The sequence below is a fragment of the Ignavibacteriota bacterium genome (genome assembly GCA_019637995.1).
Taxonomy (GTDB): Bacteria; Bacteroidota; Ignavibacteria; order Kapaibacteriales; family UBA2268; genus JANJTB01.
This window is the reverse complement of the sequence record JAHBUQ010000001.1, coordinates 398,214-417,134: the sequence shown is the minus strand read 5'-3', so window position 1 is coordinate 417,134 and position 18,921 is coordinate 398,214. Positions and strand designations below refer to the sequence as shown.

General features: G+C 32.3%; 17 protein-coding genes and 1 pseudogene. 10 read left to right on the top strand and 8 right to left on the bottom strand.

The window, feature by feature from the left end; genetic code table 11:
- Positions 1-4 precede the first annotated feature (4 nt).
- From KF896_01630 to KF896_01600, 7 genes are read left to right on the top strand one after another with little or no spacing between them, the layout of a single operon-like run.
- Positions 5-1,963, top strand: a complete 1,959-nt coding sequence (locus KF896_01630) for a 1-deoxy-D-xylulose-5-phosphate synthase (protein ID MBX3042393.1) — start codon at positions 5-7, stop codon at positions 1,961-1,963.
- 17 nt (positions 1,964-1,980) lie between these two features.
- Positions 1,981-3,315, top strand: coding sequence for an aminotransferase class III-fold pyridoxal phosphate-dependent enzyme (locus tag KF896_01625; protein MBX3042392.1), 1,335 nt, complete (start codon positions 1,981-1,983; stop codon positions 3,313-3,315).
- On the top strand, positions 3,316-4,128 hold the full coding sequence (locus tag KF896_01620; GenBank protein ID MBX3042391.1) for an SDR family oxidoreductase: 813 nt from the start codon (positions 3,316-3,318) through the stop codon (positions 4,126-4,128). It begins immediately after the preceding gene.
- A gap of 36 nt (positions 4,129-4,164) precedes the next feature.
- A complete protein-coding gene (locus tag KF896_01615) occupies positions 4,165-5,040 on the top strand; it encodes an N-acetylneuraminate synthase family protein (GenBank protein MBX3042390.1) in 876 nt (291 codons plus the stop codon).
- Positions 5,041-5,060: 20 nt separating this feature from the next.
- The gene (locus tag KF896_01610; GenBank protein MBX3042389.1) at positions 5,061-6,002 is read left to right on the top strand and encodes a hypothetical protein; all 942 of its coding nucleotides are present in this window, start codon (positions 5,061-5,063) and stop codon (positions 6,000-6,002) included.
- A gap of 43 nt (positions 6,003-6,045) precedes the next feature.
- Positions 6,046-7,791 carry a HAMP domain-containing histidine kinase gene (locus tag KF896_01605; GenBank protein MBX3042388.1) on the top strand — a complete coding sequence of 582 codons (1,746 nt, stop codon included), beginning with the start codon at positions 6,046-6,048 and terminating at the stop codon, positions 7,789-7,791.
- Between the two features lie 18 nt (positions 7,792-7,809).
- Positions 7,810-8,967 (top strand): PAS domain S-box protein, encoded by a 1,158-nt coding sequence (locus KF896_01600; protein ID MBX3042387.1) that lies wholly within the window; start codon positions 7,810-7,812, stop codon positions 8,965-8,967.
- Here the strand turns inward: KF896_01600 and KF896_01595 are convergent, their stop codons facing one another.
- Positions 8,968-10,146 (bottom strand): hypothetical protein, encoded by a 1,179-nt coding sequence (locus tag KF896_01595; protein ID MBX3042386.1) that lies wholly within the window; start codon positions 10,144-10,146, stop codon positions 8,968-8,970. It abuts the gene before it with no gap.
- A gap of 107 nt (positions 10,147-10,253) precedes the next feature.
- On the opposite strand from KF896_01595, the gene KF896_01590 reads away from it, so the two are divergent.
- On the top strand, positions 10,254-10,607 hold the full coding sequence (locus KF896_01590; protein ID MBX3042385.1) for a hypothetical protein: 354 nt from the start codon (positions 10,254-10,256) through the stop codon (positions 10,605-10,607).
- Positions 10,608-10,805: 198 nt separating this feature from the next.
- Here KF896_01590 and KF896_01585 read toward each other — a convergent pair.
- The 7 genes and pseudogenes from KF896_01585 to KF896_01555 form a co-directional block, all read right to left on the bottom strand.
- A pseudogene (locus KF896_01585) lies at positions 10,806-11,224 on the bottom strand (nucleotide-binding protein).
- Positions 11,221-11,445 (bottom strand): hypothetical protein, encoded by a 225-nt coding sequence (locus KF896_01580; GenBank protein MBX3042384.1) that lies wholly within the window; start codon positions 11,443-11,445, stop codon positions 11,221-11,223. Before KF896_01580 ends, KF896_01585 begins: the two are co-directional and overlap by 4 nt.
- Positions 11,446-11,554: 109 nt before the next feature.
- A complete protein-coding gene (locus KF896_01575) occupies positions 11,555-12,070 on the bottom strand; it encodes a hypothetical protein (GenBank protein MBX3042383.1) in 516 nt (171 codons plus the stop codon).
- Position 12,071: 1 nt separating this feature from the next.
- Entirely contained in the window at positions 12,072-13,145 is a 1,074-nt protein-coding gene (locus KF896_01570; GenBank protein MBX3042382.1) for an ATP-binding protein, read from the bottom strand.
- A 105-nt stretch (positions 13,146-13,250) separates the two neighbouring features.
- Entirely contained in the window at positions 13,251-14,546 is a 1,296-nt protein-coding gene (locus KF896_01565) for a serine hydroxymethyltransferase (GenBank protein ID MBX3042381.1), read from the bottom strand.
- Between the two features lie 467 nt (positions 14,547-15,013).
- Positions 15,014-15,262, bottom strand: coding sequence for a hypothetical protein (locus KF896_01560; protein MBX3042380.1), 249 nt, complete (start codon positions 15,260-15,262; stop codon positions 15,014-15,016).
- A gap of 20 nt (positions 15,263-15,282) precedes the next feature.
- Positions 15,283-15,465, bottom strand: coding sequence for a hypothetical protein (locus KF896_01555; GenBank protein MBX3042379.1), 183 nt, complete (start codon positions 15,463-15,465; stop codon positions 15,283-15,285).
- 162 nt (positions 15,466-15,627) lie between these two features.
- Here KF896_01555 and KF896_01550 point away from each other — a divergent pair, with 162 nt between their 5' ends.
- Together KF896_01550 and KF896_01545 are read left to right on the top strand one after the other, a co-directional pair.
- On the top strand, positions 15,628-16,161 hold the full coding sequence (locus tag KF896_01550) for an RNA polymerase sigma factor (protein ID MBX3042378.1): 534 nt from the start codon (positions 15,628-15,630) through the stop codon (positions 16,159-16,161).
- Positions 16,158-18,476, top strand: a complete 2,319-nt coding sequence (locus KF896_01545; protein MBX3042377.1) for a T9SS type A sorting domain-containing protein — start codon at positions 16,158-16,160, stop codon at positions 18,474-18,476. Before KF896_01550 ends, KF896_01545 begins: the two co-directional genes overlap by 4 nt.
- Positions 18,477-18,921: the final 445 nt, after the last annotated feature.

Below are 18,921 nucleotides of genomic sequence, written 5' to 3'. Positions count from 1 at the left end.
AACAATGCAATTTGATATAATTAAAAAAACAGAATTTGATAAAGTATTAAATTCCAATCTTTCCCAAAAACAAAAGTCGGAACTATTTGCGGCAATGTGTCGCTACAACTGCTTTGTATCTGTAAAAAAAGCAGGTTCGGGTCATCTTGGTTCAAGTTTCAGTGCTATGGATATTGTAGTATATTTATACCTGAACGAGCTAAATATTTTAGAACTCGGCACGGAATCACCTGATAGAGATATTTACTTCTCATCAAAAGGTCACGATGTACCGGGACTTTATGCTGTTTTTTATGCACTTGGATTTATTGATGAAAAACAACTTATGAGTCTTCGAAGAATTGACGGACCGGACGGACATCCTGATTTAAAAACAAAAGGTATCGAATCTAATACAGGCTCTCTTGGAATGGGAATTTCCAAAGGCAAAGGTTTTGCCTGGGCAAAAAAATATTCCGGTTCAGAAGGCAGAGTATTTGTGCTCACAGGGGATGGCGAATTTCAGGAAGGACAGATTTACGAATCTATGCAATCAACTTCACATCAAAAAATCACAAATATCACAGTAATTGTTGATAGAAATAAGTTTCAAACTGACAGACTTGTTGACTCGATTAATAATATTGAGGATTTATCAGCAAAAGGACTTGCATTTGGGTGGAATGTTCAGAGAATCAATGGAAATAATTTTGATGAAATTCAGAATGCTATACGGTCAAGTAAATTGATAACTGATAAACCTAAGCTAATAATAGCTGATACTGTAAAAGGTGCAGGCATATCATTCCTTGAATCGGGAAACAAAGATGAGCATGGAGAATTGCTCTACAAATGGCATTCGGGAGCTCCTGACGACGAGCATTTTGAAACGGGTGTTAATGAGCTGAAAAGCCGAATTAATAAAACTTCTCAAAGCCTTGGATTAGGTGATATAAAATTTTCCTTCTATGAGGAATTTAACAAGCAATCTCCCCTATCTTACAGAGAATATATAACAGATGCTTTCGGAGATGAATTATGCAATCTTGCCGATGAAAGGTCAGACTTAGTTGTAATGGATGCTGATCTATCGGCTGATTGTAAATTGAGAAAATTTGAATTTAAATATCCTGAAAGATTTATTGAAAATGGTATTGCTGAGCAGGATATGGTTTCTATGGCAGGTGGTTTGGCTCGCTGTGGTCTGATACCTGTTGTCAGTTCTTTTGCATCATTTTTGACATCAAGAGCAAACGAGCAAATTTACAACAATGCCTGCGAGCATACAAAAATAATTTATGCCACACACTTTGCAGGGATGATACCTGCCGGACCCGGCAAATCGCACCAAAGTGTAAGAGATATCAGCCTTCTTGGTGCAATTCCGAATATGACTGTTATACAGCCCTGCAACTCGCTAGAAATGAGATTGGCAGTAAGGTATGCTGTCAACGACGCAACTGAAAATGTCGCTTTGAGAATGGTGATAGGTCCATCTCCACGTAAAATTGAACTTCCTGAAAACTACTCTTTTAAATTCGGCGAAGGAACAGTTTTGACAAGTGGAAATGATGCATTAGTATTTGCTTATGGTCCTGTGATCCTTCATGAAATTCTTAGTGCTCAGGAAATATTATCACAAAATGGTTTTTCTTTAAAAGTTGTGAATATGCCATGGCTTAACAAAATTGAAAGCAATTGGCTTATTGAAGTATGCTCAGGTATTAATGATATTTTTGTTCTCGAAGACCATTCTAACTTTGGTGGTTTAGGCGATAGAATCCTTTACGAATTAGTAAGAAATGGAATCAAATTCGATAGATTTGAAAAAATAGGACTTGATGATTACCCTGCTTGTGGTGTTCCACATGAAGTATTAAAATATCACAGACTTGATTCACACTCACTATGCGAAAGAATTACATCAAAAACTATTGATAAAACAGAAAGCAATCATATTTACAGTGTTGAAGCGCCCCAATAATAGAAAAGGAAAATAATATGACAAATACAATTAAATTTAATGATAATTATCCTGATATTTCGGAATCTTTAAGATTATTCGGGAAATCACAGGAACTTATTCCTTCACAAACTCAGACTCTTGCGAAGGGAACCTCTCAATATGTAAAAGGGATTGCTCCAATATTTGCAAAATCAGCAATTGGTTCGAAAATTATTGATGTTGATGGCAATGAGTATCTCGATTTTACAATGGCTGTAGGTCCCCTCTCGCTCGGATATTCATATCCTGCTGTAGATGAAGCAATCAAAAAGCAACTCGAATCGGGTATTACTTTTTCTCTCCCTCATTATCTTGAGATAGAAGCTGCTGAACTTATTAGCGAAGTAATACCTAATGCAGAAAAAGTCAGGTTCAGCAAATCGGGTGCTGATGTTACAAGTGCGGCAATCAGAGCTGCGAGAGCATACACCGGAAAAAGCACTGTTCTTTGTTGTGGATATCACGGCTGGCATGATTGGTATATAGCTGTAACCGACAAAAATATTGGCATTCCTGAAGTTACCAAAGAGTTGACTTATACTTTCAATTACAACGATATTGAATCACTTCTCGCTGCAATTGATTCGGACACTGCTGCTGTAATTCTCGAACCGGTCACTTTCGATGAGCCACAAAATGAATTCTTGCACAAACTAAGGGAAATCTGTACTGAAAAAGGAATCGTACTGATTTTTGATGAGATGTGGACAGGCTTCAGAATGGCGTTAGGCGGAGCTCAGGAATATTTCGGAATCAATGCAGATTTGGCAGTTTTCTCAAAAGCTGTTGCAAACGGAATGCCTGTTTCGATAATTTCCGGCAAATCTGAAATTATGAATTTATTTGAAAATGATGTATTTTTTTATACAACTTTTGGTGGCGAAGCGCTTTCATTAGCTGCAGTTATTGCCACAATAAATGAAATCAAAGATAAAAATGTAATTTCATATTTGAATGAAAAGGGGCAGTTGCTAAAAGACGGTTATAATGAAATTGCTAAAAAACTTTCGATGGATTATACTTTCGCAAAAGGATACAATTTTCGTAGTATGATGGTATTCAATCATCCTGACCATAATGGATTGCTCCTCAAATCTATACTTCAGCAAGAGTTGATAAAATGCGGAATACTTTGGGGAGGATTTCATAATATGAGTTTCAGTCATTCTCAGATAGATATTGATTATACTTTACAAGCCTATAAACACTGTCTTGGTTTATTAAAAGAAGCTGTTGACAGCGGAAATCCCGAGTCGTATTTGAAGGGTGAAATGCTCAAACCTGTGTTTAGAAAAGTTGGAAATTTTAACACTAAGCCAAGGAATTTCTAGATGTCAGCATACAAAATTTTCTCACTCGAAAGTAAGGTTGCTATTGTAACCGGTGCCAGCGGTTTATTGGGAAGAAATTATTCAAAAGTATTATCTGATGCTGGAGCCAAAGTTGTCCTTTTGGATTTAAACAAAGATGACTGTCAGGATATTGCATTTGAACTGCCAAATGAATCTCTTGCGATTGAATGTGATATTACATCCAAAAGCAACTTGATTGCAGCAAAGGATGAAATTATAAACAGGTTCGGAAAAATTGACATTCTTGTCAATAATGCAGCAATCAACGATATGGTTGAAAATCCAATCAACGCACTCGAAGATTCAAAATTCGAGAATTATCCGCTTGAATTGTTCCGCAAAGTTATGGATGTAAATGTAACGGGAACATTCCTTTGTTGTCAGATTTTTGGAAGCATTATGGCAAAAAACGGCAGTGGTTCAATTATAAATATTGCTTCTACTTATGGCATCACAGCACCGAATCAAAATTTGTATATTGATTCCGAAGGCAGGCAAAAATTTTACAAATCATGTGCTTATCCAAGCTCCAAAGGAGCTGTAATAATGCTGACTAAATTCCTTGCTTCTTATTGGGGAACCAGTGGTATTAGAGTTAATTGTTTATCTCCGGGCGGTGTTGAAAATAATCAATCTGAAGACTTTATTAAAAAATATTCTTCGATGACTCCTGCCGGGAGAATGTCAAAACCTGATGATTATTCCGGGGCTTTGATTTATCTTGCATCAGATTCATCTAAATATGTAAACGGACACAATCTTGTCGCTGATGGCGGCTGGACAACTTGGTAATAAACTATTTTAAAATTAAAAAATTGGAGAATTCAAATGTCAAGAAGTGTAAAAGTAGGCGATAGAATAATTGGTGACGGACAACCTACATTCATAATAGCAGAAATTGGTATTAATCATAACGGCTCTGTTGAAATTGCCAAAAAAATTATTTCCGGTGCAGTTGCAGCCGGAGCTGACTGTGTTAAATTTCAAAAAAGAACACCTGAATTATGTGTTCCAAAAGATCAGTGGAATTTAGAGCGTGATACACCTTGGGGAAGAATGACATATATTGATTATCGGTATAAGGTGGAATTCGGAATAAATGAATATGCTGAAATTGATGAATTTTGTGCTAAAAGTAAAATTCAATGGACTGTTTCCTGCTGGGATGAGCCTTCAGTTGATTTTATGGAAGAATTCAACTTGCCATTTTATAAAGCACCATCAGCATCTTTGACTGACCATGAACTTCTTAAGAAATTCCGCTCAACCGGAAGACCACTTATGATTTCTACAGGTATGTCATCAATTGATGAAATCAATAATGCATTGGAAGTTATTGGAAAGTACAATCTGATGATGGCTCATTCAACATCCACATATCCATGCAAAATTGAGGAGTTGAATTTAAAATGCATCCAAACTTACAAAGATTCATTTAATGAAATTCCGATTGGTTATTCCGGGCATGAAGTAGGCTTAGCACCAACTTTTGCAGCTGTAACACTGGGAGCTAACTTTGTGGAGCGTCATATTACACTCGATAGAGCTATGTGGGGTACAGATCAGGCTGCTTCAGTTGAGATTGGTGGTTTCATTAGGCTTGTCAGCAATATCCGTGACATTGAGTCATCTATTGGCGATGGAGTAAAAAGGGTTTATGATAGTGAACTTCCGGTAAGAGCTAAATTAAGAAGAGTTTTGTAGTAAATTATATTTATTCTAAAATGTCAAAACTATCATTATTTAGAAAAATATTGCTTTTAAACAGCATCATAATTTCTGTGATGCTGTTTACTGTATTTCTTGCTAATGTAGTATATAGCCTTTATGAGTATCAGGGGAATTTGAGATTTCTTAATGAAATATTTATTCATATTTCAAAATTGAGAATTGAGTTAAATTCGCAAAAAGATGATTCTTACAAAGCTATATTCTTAGAGAATGAACTTAAGATTAAACATGAAAAACAAAACTTTATGGCTACCTTTGAAAAGGCTTCACAAAATAATGATTTTGGAAGCTTAAATATCTTAATTCCGGAATATTTCAATAATATTGATTTGTATTCAAATTTTTTGGTTGAAATTGGATTAGATGAAACTTCAGGAATTGAAGGTAAGTTCAGAGAAAGTGTGCATAATTTGGAAACCTATCTTAAAAGTATCAATCATAAAGACCTCCAAATCCTTCAACTGCAATTAAGAAGAAGAGAAAAAGATTTTATAATTAGAGGTAGATCCGAGTATGTTGACAAAGTTCAGGAACTTATTTCAACGATGCAAATTGTTATCAAGGAGTCTAATATTGGTGACAACAATAAAAATGATTTAAATAATTTATTAGAGCTATATTTAGAATATTTTTTACTTTTTGCTGATACAAGAGATAAAATTACTCAATTAAATAAATCAATTACAACAAATGAAATAATATTGAGCGAGAAATTGAATACCATCATTATTGAAGAATCACAAAATATTATCAATTACAAAATATTAATATTTTCTGTTATTGGTGTTTCAATTATATTAACAGTTATTTACTCTTATGTTACATCAAAACAAATTGTTAAACCGATTAAGCAAGCCATTATCATACTTAATCAATTGGCTGAAGGCAATTTAGATGATGCATTAGAAAATATGAAAGTATTAAGCAACAGATAAATATTTAAACAATTTCGAAATTTACTAACTATAAGTGAAAATTATGTTGAAACTAAAAATTTCTATGTTCGGCAAAATGATAATATTCAGTAGTATGATCGAAATTTTCCTGCTACTGATAGTTTTCTTATCATTATACTCTTTTCGGTTGAATGATAAAAAGCAAAATCTACTTGACCTTGAGAAAACATTAAATAATTGTAAAAATATGAGGTTAGAATTGCTCTTAAGGCGTGATTCCGACTTTATTGAGATTTACAATAATAATATTAGTCAGATTAATGTTAATCTGGAAATTTATGATAGTATTTCAAAAGAGCTATCGAGTATTGATGAGTTATTTTCACTTGACAGTCTAAAGAAATTTTATAAAGATTTAATTAAAGAATATGATGTTTTATTCAGGGAATTCGGTCTGAGTGAGGATACTGGTATTGAAGGGAAATTCAGAGATAAAATCCATAAACTCGAAGAATTCCTGAGAAATAATAATGATGACCGGCTTCTTTTCTTTCTTTTGCAGGCGCGCAGAAGGGAAAAAGACTATATAATGAGGGGCAGAGAAGAATATGCTGACCAGGTGCATCATTTAATAAACAGGTTTGTTGAAGAAGTGGAAAAGTCAAAAATGACTAAAAGCAATAAAGTTGAGTTTATAAGTTTGGCAAAGGATTATGATAAATCATTTGCTGAATTTGTAATAATTTTTGAAAAGCTATCCGAATTAGAGCAGCAGATGAGTCTAATAGAAAATGATATTGAAAAACTGATAACTAATCTTGTAATAAGTGAAAGCGAAGTAATAGATAATTTTGTGATGTCACTAGTCCCGATTTTTGCAATTTCAATTTTTGTAAGCATAATTTTGTCGGTTTTAATAGCAAGAAGTATCACAAAACCTTTAATCCATTTAAAAGATGCAACAATTAAAGTCGCTGATGGGGATTTAAGCTACAAAGTCAAAATAGAATCGAATGATGAAATTGGTGAGGTTGCAAGATTTTTTAATATTATGACCGAAAAAATTGCTAAAGCAAATGATACAATTGTAAATCAGCAAAACAAGCTTAATGAGCAATATTCTGAACTAAAGGAAATTAATGCAACCAGAGACAAATTCTTTTCAATCATTGCTCATGATTTAAAAAATCCAATCAGTGCTTTTATGGGTGTATCAGCCTTCCTGGTCAAGACATTTCAAGACCTGAGCCGTGAAGAAATCAAGGAATTCTTAGATGGAGTCAACAATACTGCCAAGAGACTATTTGAATTATTGGAGAACTTGCTTCTATGGTCAAGAACTCAGCGGGGTTTGATACAGTATCACCCTATGAATCTTGAACTTACACAGATCTTGCAACATAATTTAGAGCTTTTGAATGCTGCTGCAGTTAGTAAGTCTATCAATTTATCAGGTGAAATTGAAAGTGATATTGATGTATATGCTGACCCAAATATGCTTAACACAATTCTAAGAAATCTGATTACAAATGCTATTAAATTTACAAAAGAAAATGGAAATGTAATTGTCAGAACAAAGCAAATTGGTGATTATTGCAGGATATCAATTATTGATGATGGTGTGGGTATATCGAAGGAACTAATCTCAGGTCTGTTTAAACTTGAAGGTAGTGTTTCAACTGTTGGAACAAATCAGGAAAGTGGAACAGGTTTAGGGTTAATAATATGTAAAGAGTTTGTTGAAAAACATTCCGGGGAAATTTGGGTAGATAGTAAATTAGGTGAAGGCAGCGCTTTTCACTTTACTATTCCCATAGCATTTAAGTAAGAAAGGAATCTAATAATTATGAATAAAATGACAAGTAAGTTAATTAACAATATTGTAAATCTTGAATTTATTGAATTTGTGTTTAATAATTCTAATGATATTTTCTGGATTATTGACCAAAGTTTCAGGCTGGTTTTTATAAGTCCTGCAATAGAGAGTATCACAGGTTATACAAAAGAGGAATTTATACTGCTTTCCAAAGAACAAAAATACACAGAAACCACAATAGATAAGCTTAATAGAATTTATGAACTTGTTTCAACTACAAAATTACAGGACGGAGCTTTTGATAATATTCAGATTGAGTATATCTCAAAATCGGGTGAAATTGTTCTGGTCGAGGTTAAAGGAAATATTATCTATGATGAATACGGGATATTTAGAGGAATTTATGGTATCAGCAAGAAAATATCTGAAGAATTAAAATTACAAAATGAGCTTCTAATTGAGAAAGAAAGAAATTCTATAGCCAGACAATTTACTTCAAATATACTTGGTTTAGTTGGTCATGAATTTATAACTCCCTTAAATGGTATTTTAGGTTTTACAAAAATATTATCAAAAAATGCACATTCGGATGATGAATCTGATATGCTTAATGACATATATCACTCAGCCCAAAGATTAAATGCGGCTTTGAATTCAGTTGTAACATTAGCAGCTATTGAAAGTAATCAACTTCAAATTGAAAATATTGATGTTGATTTATATGAAATTCTGAATAATTTGAAAAATACTTTTCAGCCAATTATTGAAATCAAGAAAATTGAATTTGATATTAATATTGATATCTCTGTAAAAGGTCTTGTTACTGATGAAAATTGCCTTTATCAAATTCTTTATCAATTAATAGACAATGCTATTAAATTTACTGATGAAGGTAATATTTGTGTAAATATAATTGGAACAAAAATTAACGACAAAGAATTCATTGAAATATCAGTCGAAGATTCAGGGATTGGTATAAGTGACTCTAAATTTGATACAATTTTCGAACCTTTCCGACAAATCAGCGAAGGACACGACCGACATTATGAAGGGCTTGGACTTGGTCTGTCAACAGCAAAAAGGCTGGTTGACAAGCTCAATGGGTTTATTAGCGTATCAAGCACAAAAGGAAGTGGCTCAATATTTTCAGTATTTTTTCCGAAATATGCAGATATTTCATTTAAGTAGTTAATTTATTCTCTTACTTACAAGAAACTTGTTCTTGTTATCACTAAGTTTTACAGCAAATATGGTATATTCTTCTCCTTCAGTTATACCATATTTTTTTCTGATTTCAGCTACTTTAAGAGGGAAATTCTTTCTGATTACAATAGCTTTCATATCGGGTAAAAATTTCATGATTTCTTTTCGGTCAGGCTTTGTCAGTCCGATGATTTGATATACTTTGCCGGCATATCCCTCAATCAAATCATTAGAAGTATAAATATGAGTATTCACTCCAATCTTTGACAAACCAAATTTACCTGCATAAAAATCACTAAATCCTGACTTTAAAATTGCAGGGTGTGAGTCATATATGTATTTCTTCGGATACTCGGTCTTTATGTCAATTTTATCATTAAAATTAAAAATATGCTCGAAAGGGCTATCACTTAATTCGACAGCTACAATTTGTTTAGAAAGATTTAATGCAGTAAAATCAAATTCAATCAAAAGTTCTTTACATTCATTATTGACTGAAATTACATAAATTTTTGATAATTCCGGAAACAACTTCATTACTGCAGTTAAGTCCATCATTGGTGAAAGCTTGATATGCAAAAATTTAGTTATTCCTTTCAATTCCGGGAAAATTTTCAATATATCAGGCTGCCATTCATTAATACTGAATTTCCTCTCTCCTGCTTTATCGCGCCTGTCAGGGTCAATATAAACATAGTCGAATTTTAATATATTACTTGTTAAGAAATCTTCGGCAAAAATATTTATAAACTGAGTATTTTGAACTGAAAGAGCCTCAAAATTATGAACAAGAATATTCAGTAAAGATAAATCTGATTCTACACAAATATGACTTTTTGAATTAGAGGAAATAAAATATGAATCCACACCAAAGCCTGCTGTCAAATCAAGCGATTTTTCATACTTAAAAAGATTAGATTTATATTTTGCTGCCAAGAAACCTGATGATTGTTCGATATTCTTAGGCTGAGGCATAATTAAATCATAATTATCAGCCCAATCAGACATTTTGTGAGATAATTTCTTTCGACATTGAATTTCATTTACTGCAAATGCAATATCAATATCTGGAATATGTACCTTATTCAATAAAAGTTGATAGGGCTCATTTTCAAAGTTATCTCTTATAAATTTTTTTGTTTGTTCTGATATTGTATTTTTCATAATTTGCAAAAATAACAAAATTTCCTTAAGATTGAAATGTTATTGTAATAATATAACATCCTTTGATGCGTTAATAAATAATAGTTAATAATATAAGGTCTCTTAAAATGAATTTTCAATCAAAAATATTAGTATTAATATCGTTCGTATTATTTGTATCATGTTCAACTTCAAAACCTACAGCAGCAGACAAGATGCGAGATGGAGCAAATCTCAAACTTGACCTTGCAGATATGTGGGAAGATGGAGATAAAATGATAACTAATGGTGAAAAGCTTGTTTCTGATGGTGAGAAAGACAAGCAAAAAGCAATTAAGATGAAAGAAGAAGCTGAAAAACTTCTTAACCAATCCGAAGCAAAAATCCAGGAAGGAAATAAAATGATTAAGGAAGGTACAAGCCTTAAAATGCAAAGCGAAACAGAATATATAAAAAGATATCCCGGAAAAAAACTTGATTAAACGCTTTAATTAAGGTTTAATAAAAAAATTGGATTATTTTCTTCTAAAACTGAGGTTTTGGGATGGGGTGGTTGGTAGCTGACAATTACTCACTCTGCGACTTTAAATGAATATTGGTTTCTCTTAATATTCAAAATTTCTTTTCAGTATCATTAATATCAATATAAAGTGTATCAGTTTCGGGATAATATTCAATTCTCATTTGAGCTCAAAAAAATTGTTAAAACCTTTTTCTTTAAGACCTGAAATCAATTTATTATCTCCTGTCCATAATGGAATATCAAGTTCTAATGATAATGCAATAAATGGAACATCATTTTCATCAATATCAAAACAAAGTTCAAAAGCCTTTTTTTTATTTTCATAAGAAACCAAACTTGAAGGAATAAATCTTATGAAATCAATGATTCTACTCATTAGAATATAAAAATCAGTAGCTGAAAGTTTGGAATTTTTAATCATCTTTTCTTTATGAGCATAAATTTCATAAATCACATAATTTGGACAATAAAATTGGTAATTTGAGTCAATGAGACAACTTCTAATTTTAGACTCAATAGGGGTATTAGAGCTGAAAAGATGATATTAGTATCAACTATTGATGATTTGCTCTTCAAATAGAAACATCCTTCATATATTCATCTCGATTCTGCTTCCACCAATTAGATTTGATTTCTTCAGCTATTGATAATATTGATTCATCAAAACCGGATCTTTGAGCCAGACTTTCAGTTTCTAAGTTCTTTATTAATGAGAGAATAAAATTACTGTCAAAGTCAGATTTTTTCAGTTTGAATATTAACTCATCTTTGTTATTTTCAATAATAAAATTTTCCATAACGTCACCTAATAATTATTATATGATTTAAAACGAAATATTATGATTAATATTATTAACCCACTCCCCGCCTCATTCCGAAGCGGGGAGTAGATATTCCTAAGAAAAATTAATACCTTTTGATAATTCCAAAAATTATTCTTCTAAAAATGACTGCATTCCTCGCCTCACCAAAGATAACCTTCTTAACAATGTTTTGAATTTCTTCAATCATTATATGTGATTTACTGAATTTTGTAAATTCTTTTAAAGTTGTCGTAGTGTTGTCTATTCCAATTGTATTTGCAGAATCAATAATCCACTTTTCGCTTGCAGGTACAAAAACAATTACAAACTTGTGAGTATTATGATTTCCTGAATAGTAGAAATTCAAATTTCCCAAAGAACCACAATGCTGGAATTTATCAATAATATTTGATTTTACTTTGTCGTCATCAATAATTCCAATACAAGATTTATCAATTTTGATAACTCTATTAAGAACAGCATTAATACCTTTCGCTCTGTCAATGAAAAAGTCTTTTCGCGTAATTTGGTATTTGCTTTGTTTTGCAATTAAATCCACAGTTTGATTTATGATGGACTCATCAAGATAACCCTCAATAAAAATCGGAAAATTTTTCATTTCAGATGTATCTGTCAATATTTAAAAAGATATCGGAGTCATAACTCAACAGCTCGCTAATTTCATCGGAACTTGTTTGATAAATTGTTGTTTTACCATCCTTGTAACCCACAATATTTAGTATAACTTCATTAGTTGAACTTTCAAGTAAAGTTGTAAGTAAGTAAGGGCTGTGAGTTGTTATAAAAAATTGGTTTGTTTTGCTCAATAGAATTTTATTCGAAAGCTCTTGTATATATGGTGGAAAAGAATTTACCTCAGGTTCTTCAAATAATAAAATTGAATTGTTGTTTGATTCGATTGCTGCTGAATAAAAAATAATCCTCTGTATTGTATCAGCTAACATTGAGAATGGGATTTGTGATACGTTATATTTCTGCAATTTTTTCTGGCTGAAATATAGATTTTTACTTGGGTCATAGACTAAATCTAAATTGTATTCACCAAGGATTTCAGCAAATTCATTTTGTAAATCTTCATATTGTGATAAAATCCAAAACAGATTATTCCCATTAGGAATTAACAAACTTAAATTATCTTTGCTTAAATAGTTTATATTTGCCTTAAATTTGTATGGTTTTGTAAAGCCAGAAAAATCATTCAAATGCTCTGTTATTTGATAATAATGAATGTCTGAGTTGTAAGGATTTAATAAAACTAAATCAGGATTACCATACTTCTGTTTAAATTGATTAAATATTTCATTAATACTCTTAAAATCATCAAATAAATAATGATTTGATGGCTCTAATAATAGTTTATTATTTGATTTTAGAAAGTTATAATTTTTGTCATAATTCATTAAAGCGATTGAATTATCAGTTCTAATGCTAATATTATTTCTGTTTATATTATTGTGAAATAAATTAGAATTATCCTCAAAATTAATCACAGATTTTAAATCTTGCTGAAATAATAAATCCGGGTTTGCAAGCAAGGATAGTGCCTCAATAATACATGACTTACCGACATTAGGTTTGCCGATAAATACATTGATTCTTTTACATTCAAATTCAATGTATTCTATTGATTTGAAATTCTTAATCTCAACCTTACTAAAAAAATGTTCACTCATTTACAGCACCTGAAAAATTATATACATTATAACGATTTTAGAGTGGATTTAGTTGGATATAAAAGTAGGGACAAGAATAATCTCATCCCTACAAATTTATTTTTCTCACATCTTCTGGTGCAGAGGGAATTTAGCTGTGTAGCGTTTTACTTCTTCGGTGATTTCTGCGTGTAGGGCTTTGTTGTCAATGTTTGTGATGACGCGGTCAATCAACTCGGCTACATAAAGGAAATCATCCTCACGGAAACCGCGTGAAGTCATTGCAGGAGTGCCAAGACGAATGCCCGATGTAACAAGTGGCGATTGATTGTCGTTTGGTACTGCATTTTTGTTACACGTGATGCCCGATTCATCTAATGCATTTTCTGCCTGCTTTCCGGTAACACCTTTGTTGCGTAGGTCTATAAGCATAAGGTGGTTGTCGGTGCCACCACTAACAAGGTTATAACCTTTGTCGCTCATAGCTTGTGCAAATGCTTTTGCATTTTTGATAACCTGAGTTGTATAACGGTCGAACTCATCCGACAAACATTCGCCGAAAGCAACAGCTTTTGCAGCAATTACGTGCATAAGCGGACCACCCTGAACGCCCGGCATAACCATTGAATCAAGCACTTCGCTTATTTTCTTCACGCGTCCTGATTTTGGTGCCACCAAGCCGAATGGATTTTCGTAATCTTTGTGTGTCATTATGATACCGCCGCGAGGTCCACGTAGCGTTTTATGAGTTGTTGATGCAACTATGTCGCAGTATGGCAGTGGATTTGTGAGTTTACCTTTCGCAATCAGTCCGGCAGGATGTGCAATATCAGCAAATAAAAATGCACCTACAGAATCAGCAATCTGACGGAATTTTGCAAAATCAATATCACGAGAATAAGCAGATGCACCTACTGTAATCAGTTTTGGTTTGTGCTGTTTAGCAAGTTCTGCGGCTTTATCATAGTCAATAATTCCGGTTTCAGGGTCCAGTTCGTAAGGAATAAAATTATACAAACGACCGGAGAAATTCACAGGTGAGCCGTGAGTAAGATGTCCGCCGTGAGCAAGACTAAGCCCCATCACAGTATCACCCGGCTTGATGAAAGTGAAATACACAGCAAGATTGGCATTTGAACCGCTATGTGGCTGAACGTTCACATATTCAGCTCCAAATAGTTTTTTTAGTCTGTCGCGGGCGATATCTTCAGCAACATCCACCCACTCACAACCGCCGTAGTAGCGTTTGCCCGGGTAACCTTCAGCATATTTGTTTGTCAAGACAGAACCCTGCGCCTGCATAACTGCATCAGAAGTGAAATTCTCACTTGCAATAAGTTCGATTTTCTCGTGCTGGCGGGCATTCTCTTTCATCAGAACGTCATAAAGTTCCGGGTCATTTGCTTTAACTATTTCGTACATAATAATAACCTAATTTTTAATTCTCAAAAACTTTCGTTAAATATGGATTAATCCAATATTACAAAAGTAATGTAAATAATTCTGACTGCAAAATTAAAGCGTAAATGAATTGTGAATAGTTTAATTTCTATTGCAATGTTTGTAAATATTTGGGTTCATTGTACGAATAAAAAATTAAATATATTGAAAATATAGCGAATTAATTATTTATAGCATTTCACAAAAATGCAATTTCCAAAATTTATTTTTAAATTGTAATTATATAAATTTATTCAAAAAGTTAATTATTGTGGCTATTATATTAATCGTAGCCATATAATCAAAAACCTTATATTTTTTAAGAATACATTAAATTATGAAAACTAAACGATACTTTTTTATTTTAAACAATTGAAAAATTATAATAATATGAAATAATTTCATAATAAGAAATCTTATTAACATTTTTAACTATCTTTTTGACATTTTTAACCAATTTTCAATTTGAAAAAACGCATCTGCTCACGCACTCCGTCATGATTATACATATAGCCCAATGTCCATTTGTCTGCATTGAATGCCTCATTTGGTAATATATTTTGATTGCAACTTGAACCAAATCCGGAAATATTGCTCTTGGTATATTCCACTAATCGTCCTGCATTATTGTAATTGTAGGATTTAAGAGAAATCAAATAGGTTTTTTTAACATTTACTAATTTGCCAATATTAATCATTAACAATTATCATCTTGACCTTACTTCATTTCCTCTTCCACAATCCTCCGGATTGATACACCATTAATTAATACATCTTTCAATACGGCTTTACCATTTTTGACAAAAACCGAAGCATAAGTAACTGCGGTTGAATCCTGCAAAGATTGACGATATTTAAGTTCAGCCCGAACAAGGTCGTTGATGTCGTTGTGTAAACTCATGGTTGCTCATCACATTAGTAAGTTTTAAAACCTATAATCGAAATCACATTAAATTCTAATTCAAAAATACAATAAAAAATATCTAAATCAAATATTTTTAATTATCTTTGTCATCTTTTTTAAGTTTCACTGCTCTTACTGTTCGTAAAACAAATTGAAAGTATGATGCGAAATAAACAAGACAAATTTTTAGAACTCTTTGAACCGCTGAAGAAGAACCTCTGGAGGTTTTGCCTATCGGTAACGCCGACTTACGACGATGCAAAGGATTTACTTCAGGACACAATTGAATCTGCTTACAGAGAATTTGATAAATTAAGAAATTACGGGGCGTTTCTATCATGGATGTTTTCAATTGCATCACGACTTAATTACAGCAGAGCAGCAAAACAGAAAATGACTGAACTTACTTCAGAAAAATATTATGATTTGCTCGAATCCCGTGAACTGACACCCGACAGAATATATGAAATTAAACTTCTCTATGAAGCAATGGAAAAATTACCAAAGGAGCAGAAAGAAGCAATTGTGTTGTGTAATATTCTGGGTTATCCTCAAAATATCGCCTCGGAAATTCAAAATGTGAAACTTGAAACACTTAAACAGCGGCTTTACAGGGGAAAAGAACAACTAAAAGTACTGCTGAGTACAGAAATCAAAACTTATGTAAATAATAATCCTAAGAGGGCATTATGAAGGATTTAGATAGATTATTCGATGATATTTCAAAGACCAACCTCCCTGAGTTTCCGTTTAACGACAGCGAAATCAGGAAAACTTTGACTAATATTGATAAACAAAAGAAAACAAACATTTTTAATAAAAGAGGAGTAGTTGTGATGAGTATATTTTCAAGTATCCTAATCGTTTTTGTAAGTCTGATGATGATACAGAATACTACAGACATAGTTTCTAATAATGAGGTTCTTTCAAATTTTAACTCAATTCAAGTTGCGCCAGAATCAAAGATTAATATTTCAGAGCAAAATCAGGTAAAGAACATTGCTTCAAATGATACTCCGAAAAGCCCGAGAAAACAAATTGAAAATTCGGAGAAGAATGACGAACCAAACAACACAAACAGAAACGGATTCAATTCTATAGAAAAGATGCAAAAGAATCTCACTTCTGAAGAAAGAGAAAAACTTAATAAGCATTTAGGAATTGACCCAATTGATACCAATATTGCAAAAAATGTTAATGGCAATATAACAATTCACTACTATAAAAAAGATTTACCAAAAGATGAGCTTGACTCTATTGATGTCCTTGTGTTATCTGATGATGAACTCGAAAGAATTAATATAAGAAAAGTAGATTGTGGATATTTGTTCCTTACTGAATCCATATATCCAAGTTATAACCTAAATCAATTCAAGGACATACCAAAATATATGTATCCAGACAAAGGTATTGTCAGAATGTTACATTTGGTAAATGATTCAAATAAATTTCAACTTTCATATCTAAAGAATCCTGATTGGGATATGTCATTATCACCAGGAATTTTTCCTGAATGTCTAAGAATGCATCGAGGCGATAGTACAGGGACAACTTATTCGACAACAAGTTTTGGAACAAGTGTTATAAATAGCTTCGGCTCAAACAAAATATTGAAAGATATTATAAATAATTACGTATATACAGGCAAACTACAATCTGATTTAAGAAAAATTCTTGGTCCTGATGGAAAAGTAAGTTCAATAAAGATATATTACGATAAAACTAAAAATCCTAATATTAATGCTGGAGTTCCGGTATTTCTAAGGGTAAATACTGAAGAAAGAACTAATTACATTATAGTAACTTATCTTGCTACTGAAAATTTCATCAACCTTCTGCCTGATAGATATAAGCGTTCAAGTCATAATAAATCATTTGAGAATTTATTAAGTAATATTGACCAAGGCTTGATTCATAAGCAATTTGTTGATGCAGTTGCTGAAATCAAAGAACCTTGTAATTTTAGTCAACCTCAACTATTATCAAAACCCGAAGTTAAAGAAATCAAACAAATCGCAGGTATCGAAAAACTAACTTTATCATTTGAAGAAGCGGAAAAAATAGGAATATTTAAAAAGGGTGATACAATATCATGCTCTATGGAAGAATATATTAATATTGATAATGTTCCACCTGGAGGTTTGAAAATGATAAATGAAGTTTTTGGTTATGATACAACAAAACAGCATTTGTTACTCAAATCAACTGCTTCTTCAATCATGTATAACTCAGATGAAAATACCAAAGGGATTAGAGTAAAACCTGTTCGTTATTCAGGATGGGATTATACTATATGGTCAGAAAAAGCTGCTTTAGGTGTTATTTATCAATCAGTTATGAGCTTGAACGGAATAATTTCAAATCAAGTAACAATGACTCAAATTTCTCAATCACCTTTTCTACTTTCAGACACCACAAATGATGATTATATAGATGTTGATAAAATACTAACGAAAGATTCATTGGGAAAATACAAACCTTTAATTCATAATTTGTTACCAGTTAACTTCCATTGGGAAGAATATAACGGTGATGATACAATTCGATATGATGTTGACATCTGGTTTTATGTGAGCAAGGAATTTGCAGAGCTTCTTCCTGAAAGATACCGCACACCTATTCTAAACGAGCTTGAAATAATTTCAAGGGTGGAAGACGGCTCACTCTCTCCCGATGATGCCTGCAAAGCACTCAAAGGAGAAATATCATATCTTGGAGTTTGTAAACTAAGTAATAATTTGCTTGAATCACTGAATATTTATCCAAACCCTCTTAGTGGCGATAATATTAACATATCCTTCGCACCGAAAAGAAACTGTAATCTGAGATTCGAACTTTACAGTCATGAAGGTAAATTTATTTCTACTTTGAGTGAAAGTAAGAGTTATTCAACTTATATTAATTCATTAAACTTTAATGTTGGAAATATTTCACAAGGTATATATTTCATAAGTATAAGCGACGATAAGGGAAATGTTGTAAACGAGAAATTTGTGAAAGTGAAGTAATTGATTATTAATAATTTTATCGGGTAATTGATATAAGCCCTTGCAAATGTTTATTTTGCGAGGGTTTTGTTTCAGTGGGGAGTTTGATTTTGTCGTTGTTCTGTGGCTTTAGCCGAATGTGTAATCGCCGAGAATTTTGGCTAAAGCCCTACCGTTATTAAATAATCAAACTCCCCGCCATGAATGACGGGGCTATTGAATTAACCTAAGTAGTTCCTTAATTTGTTCCATTTATTTATTAAATTTCACTTTGAAAATGCCTGAATTATCGTTATTTTTGATATTCTGAAATGAACTAAAATTAAATTAGTAATATATCTTAAAACTGAGCAATAAATATATGAATAATAAGCAAGATATGATAATTTATAACTCTCCTGATGGCAAAGCTTCAGTTTCACTGCTTGCTAAAGATGGTATGGTTTGGATGAATCAAAATCAGATA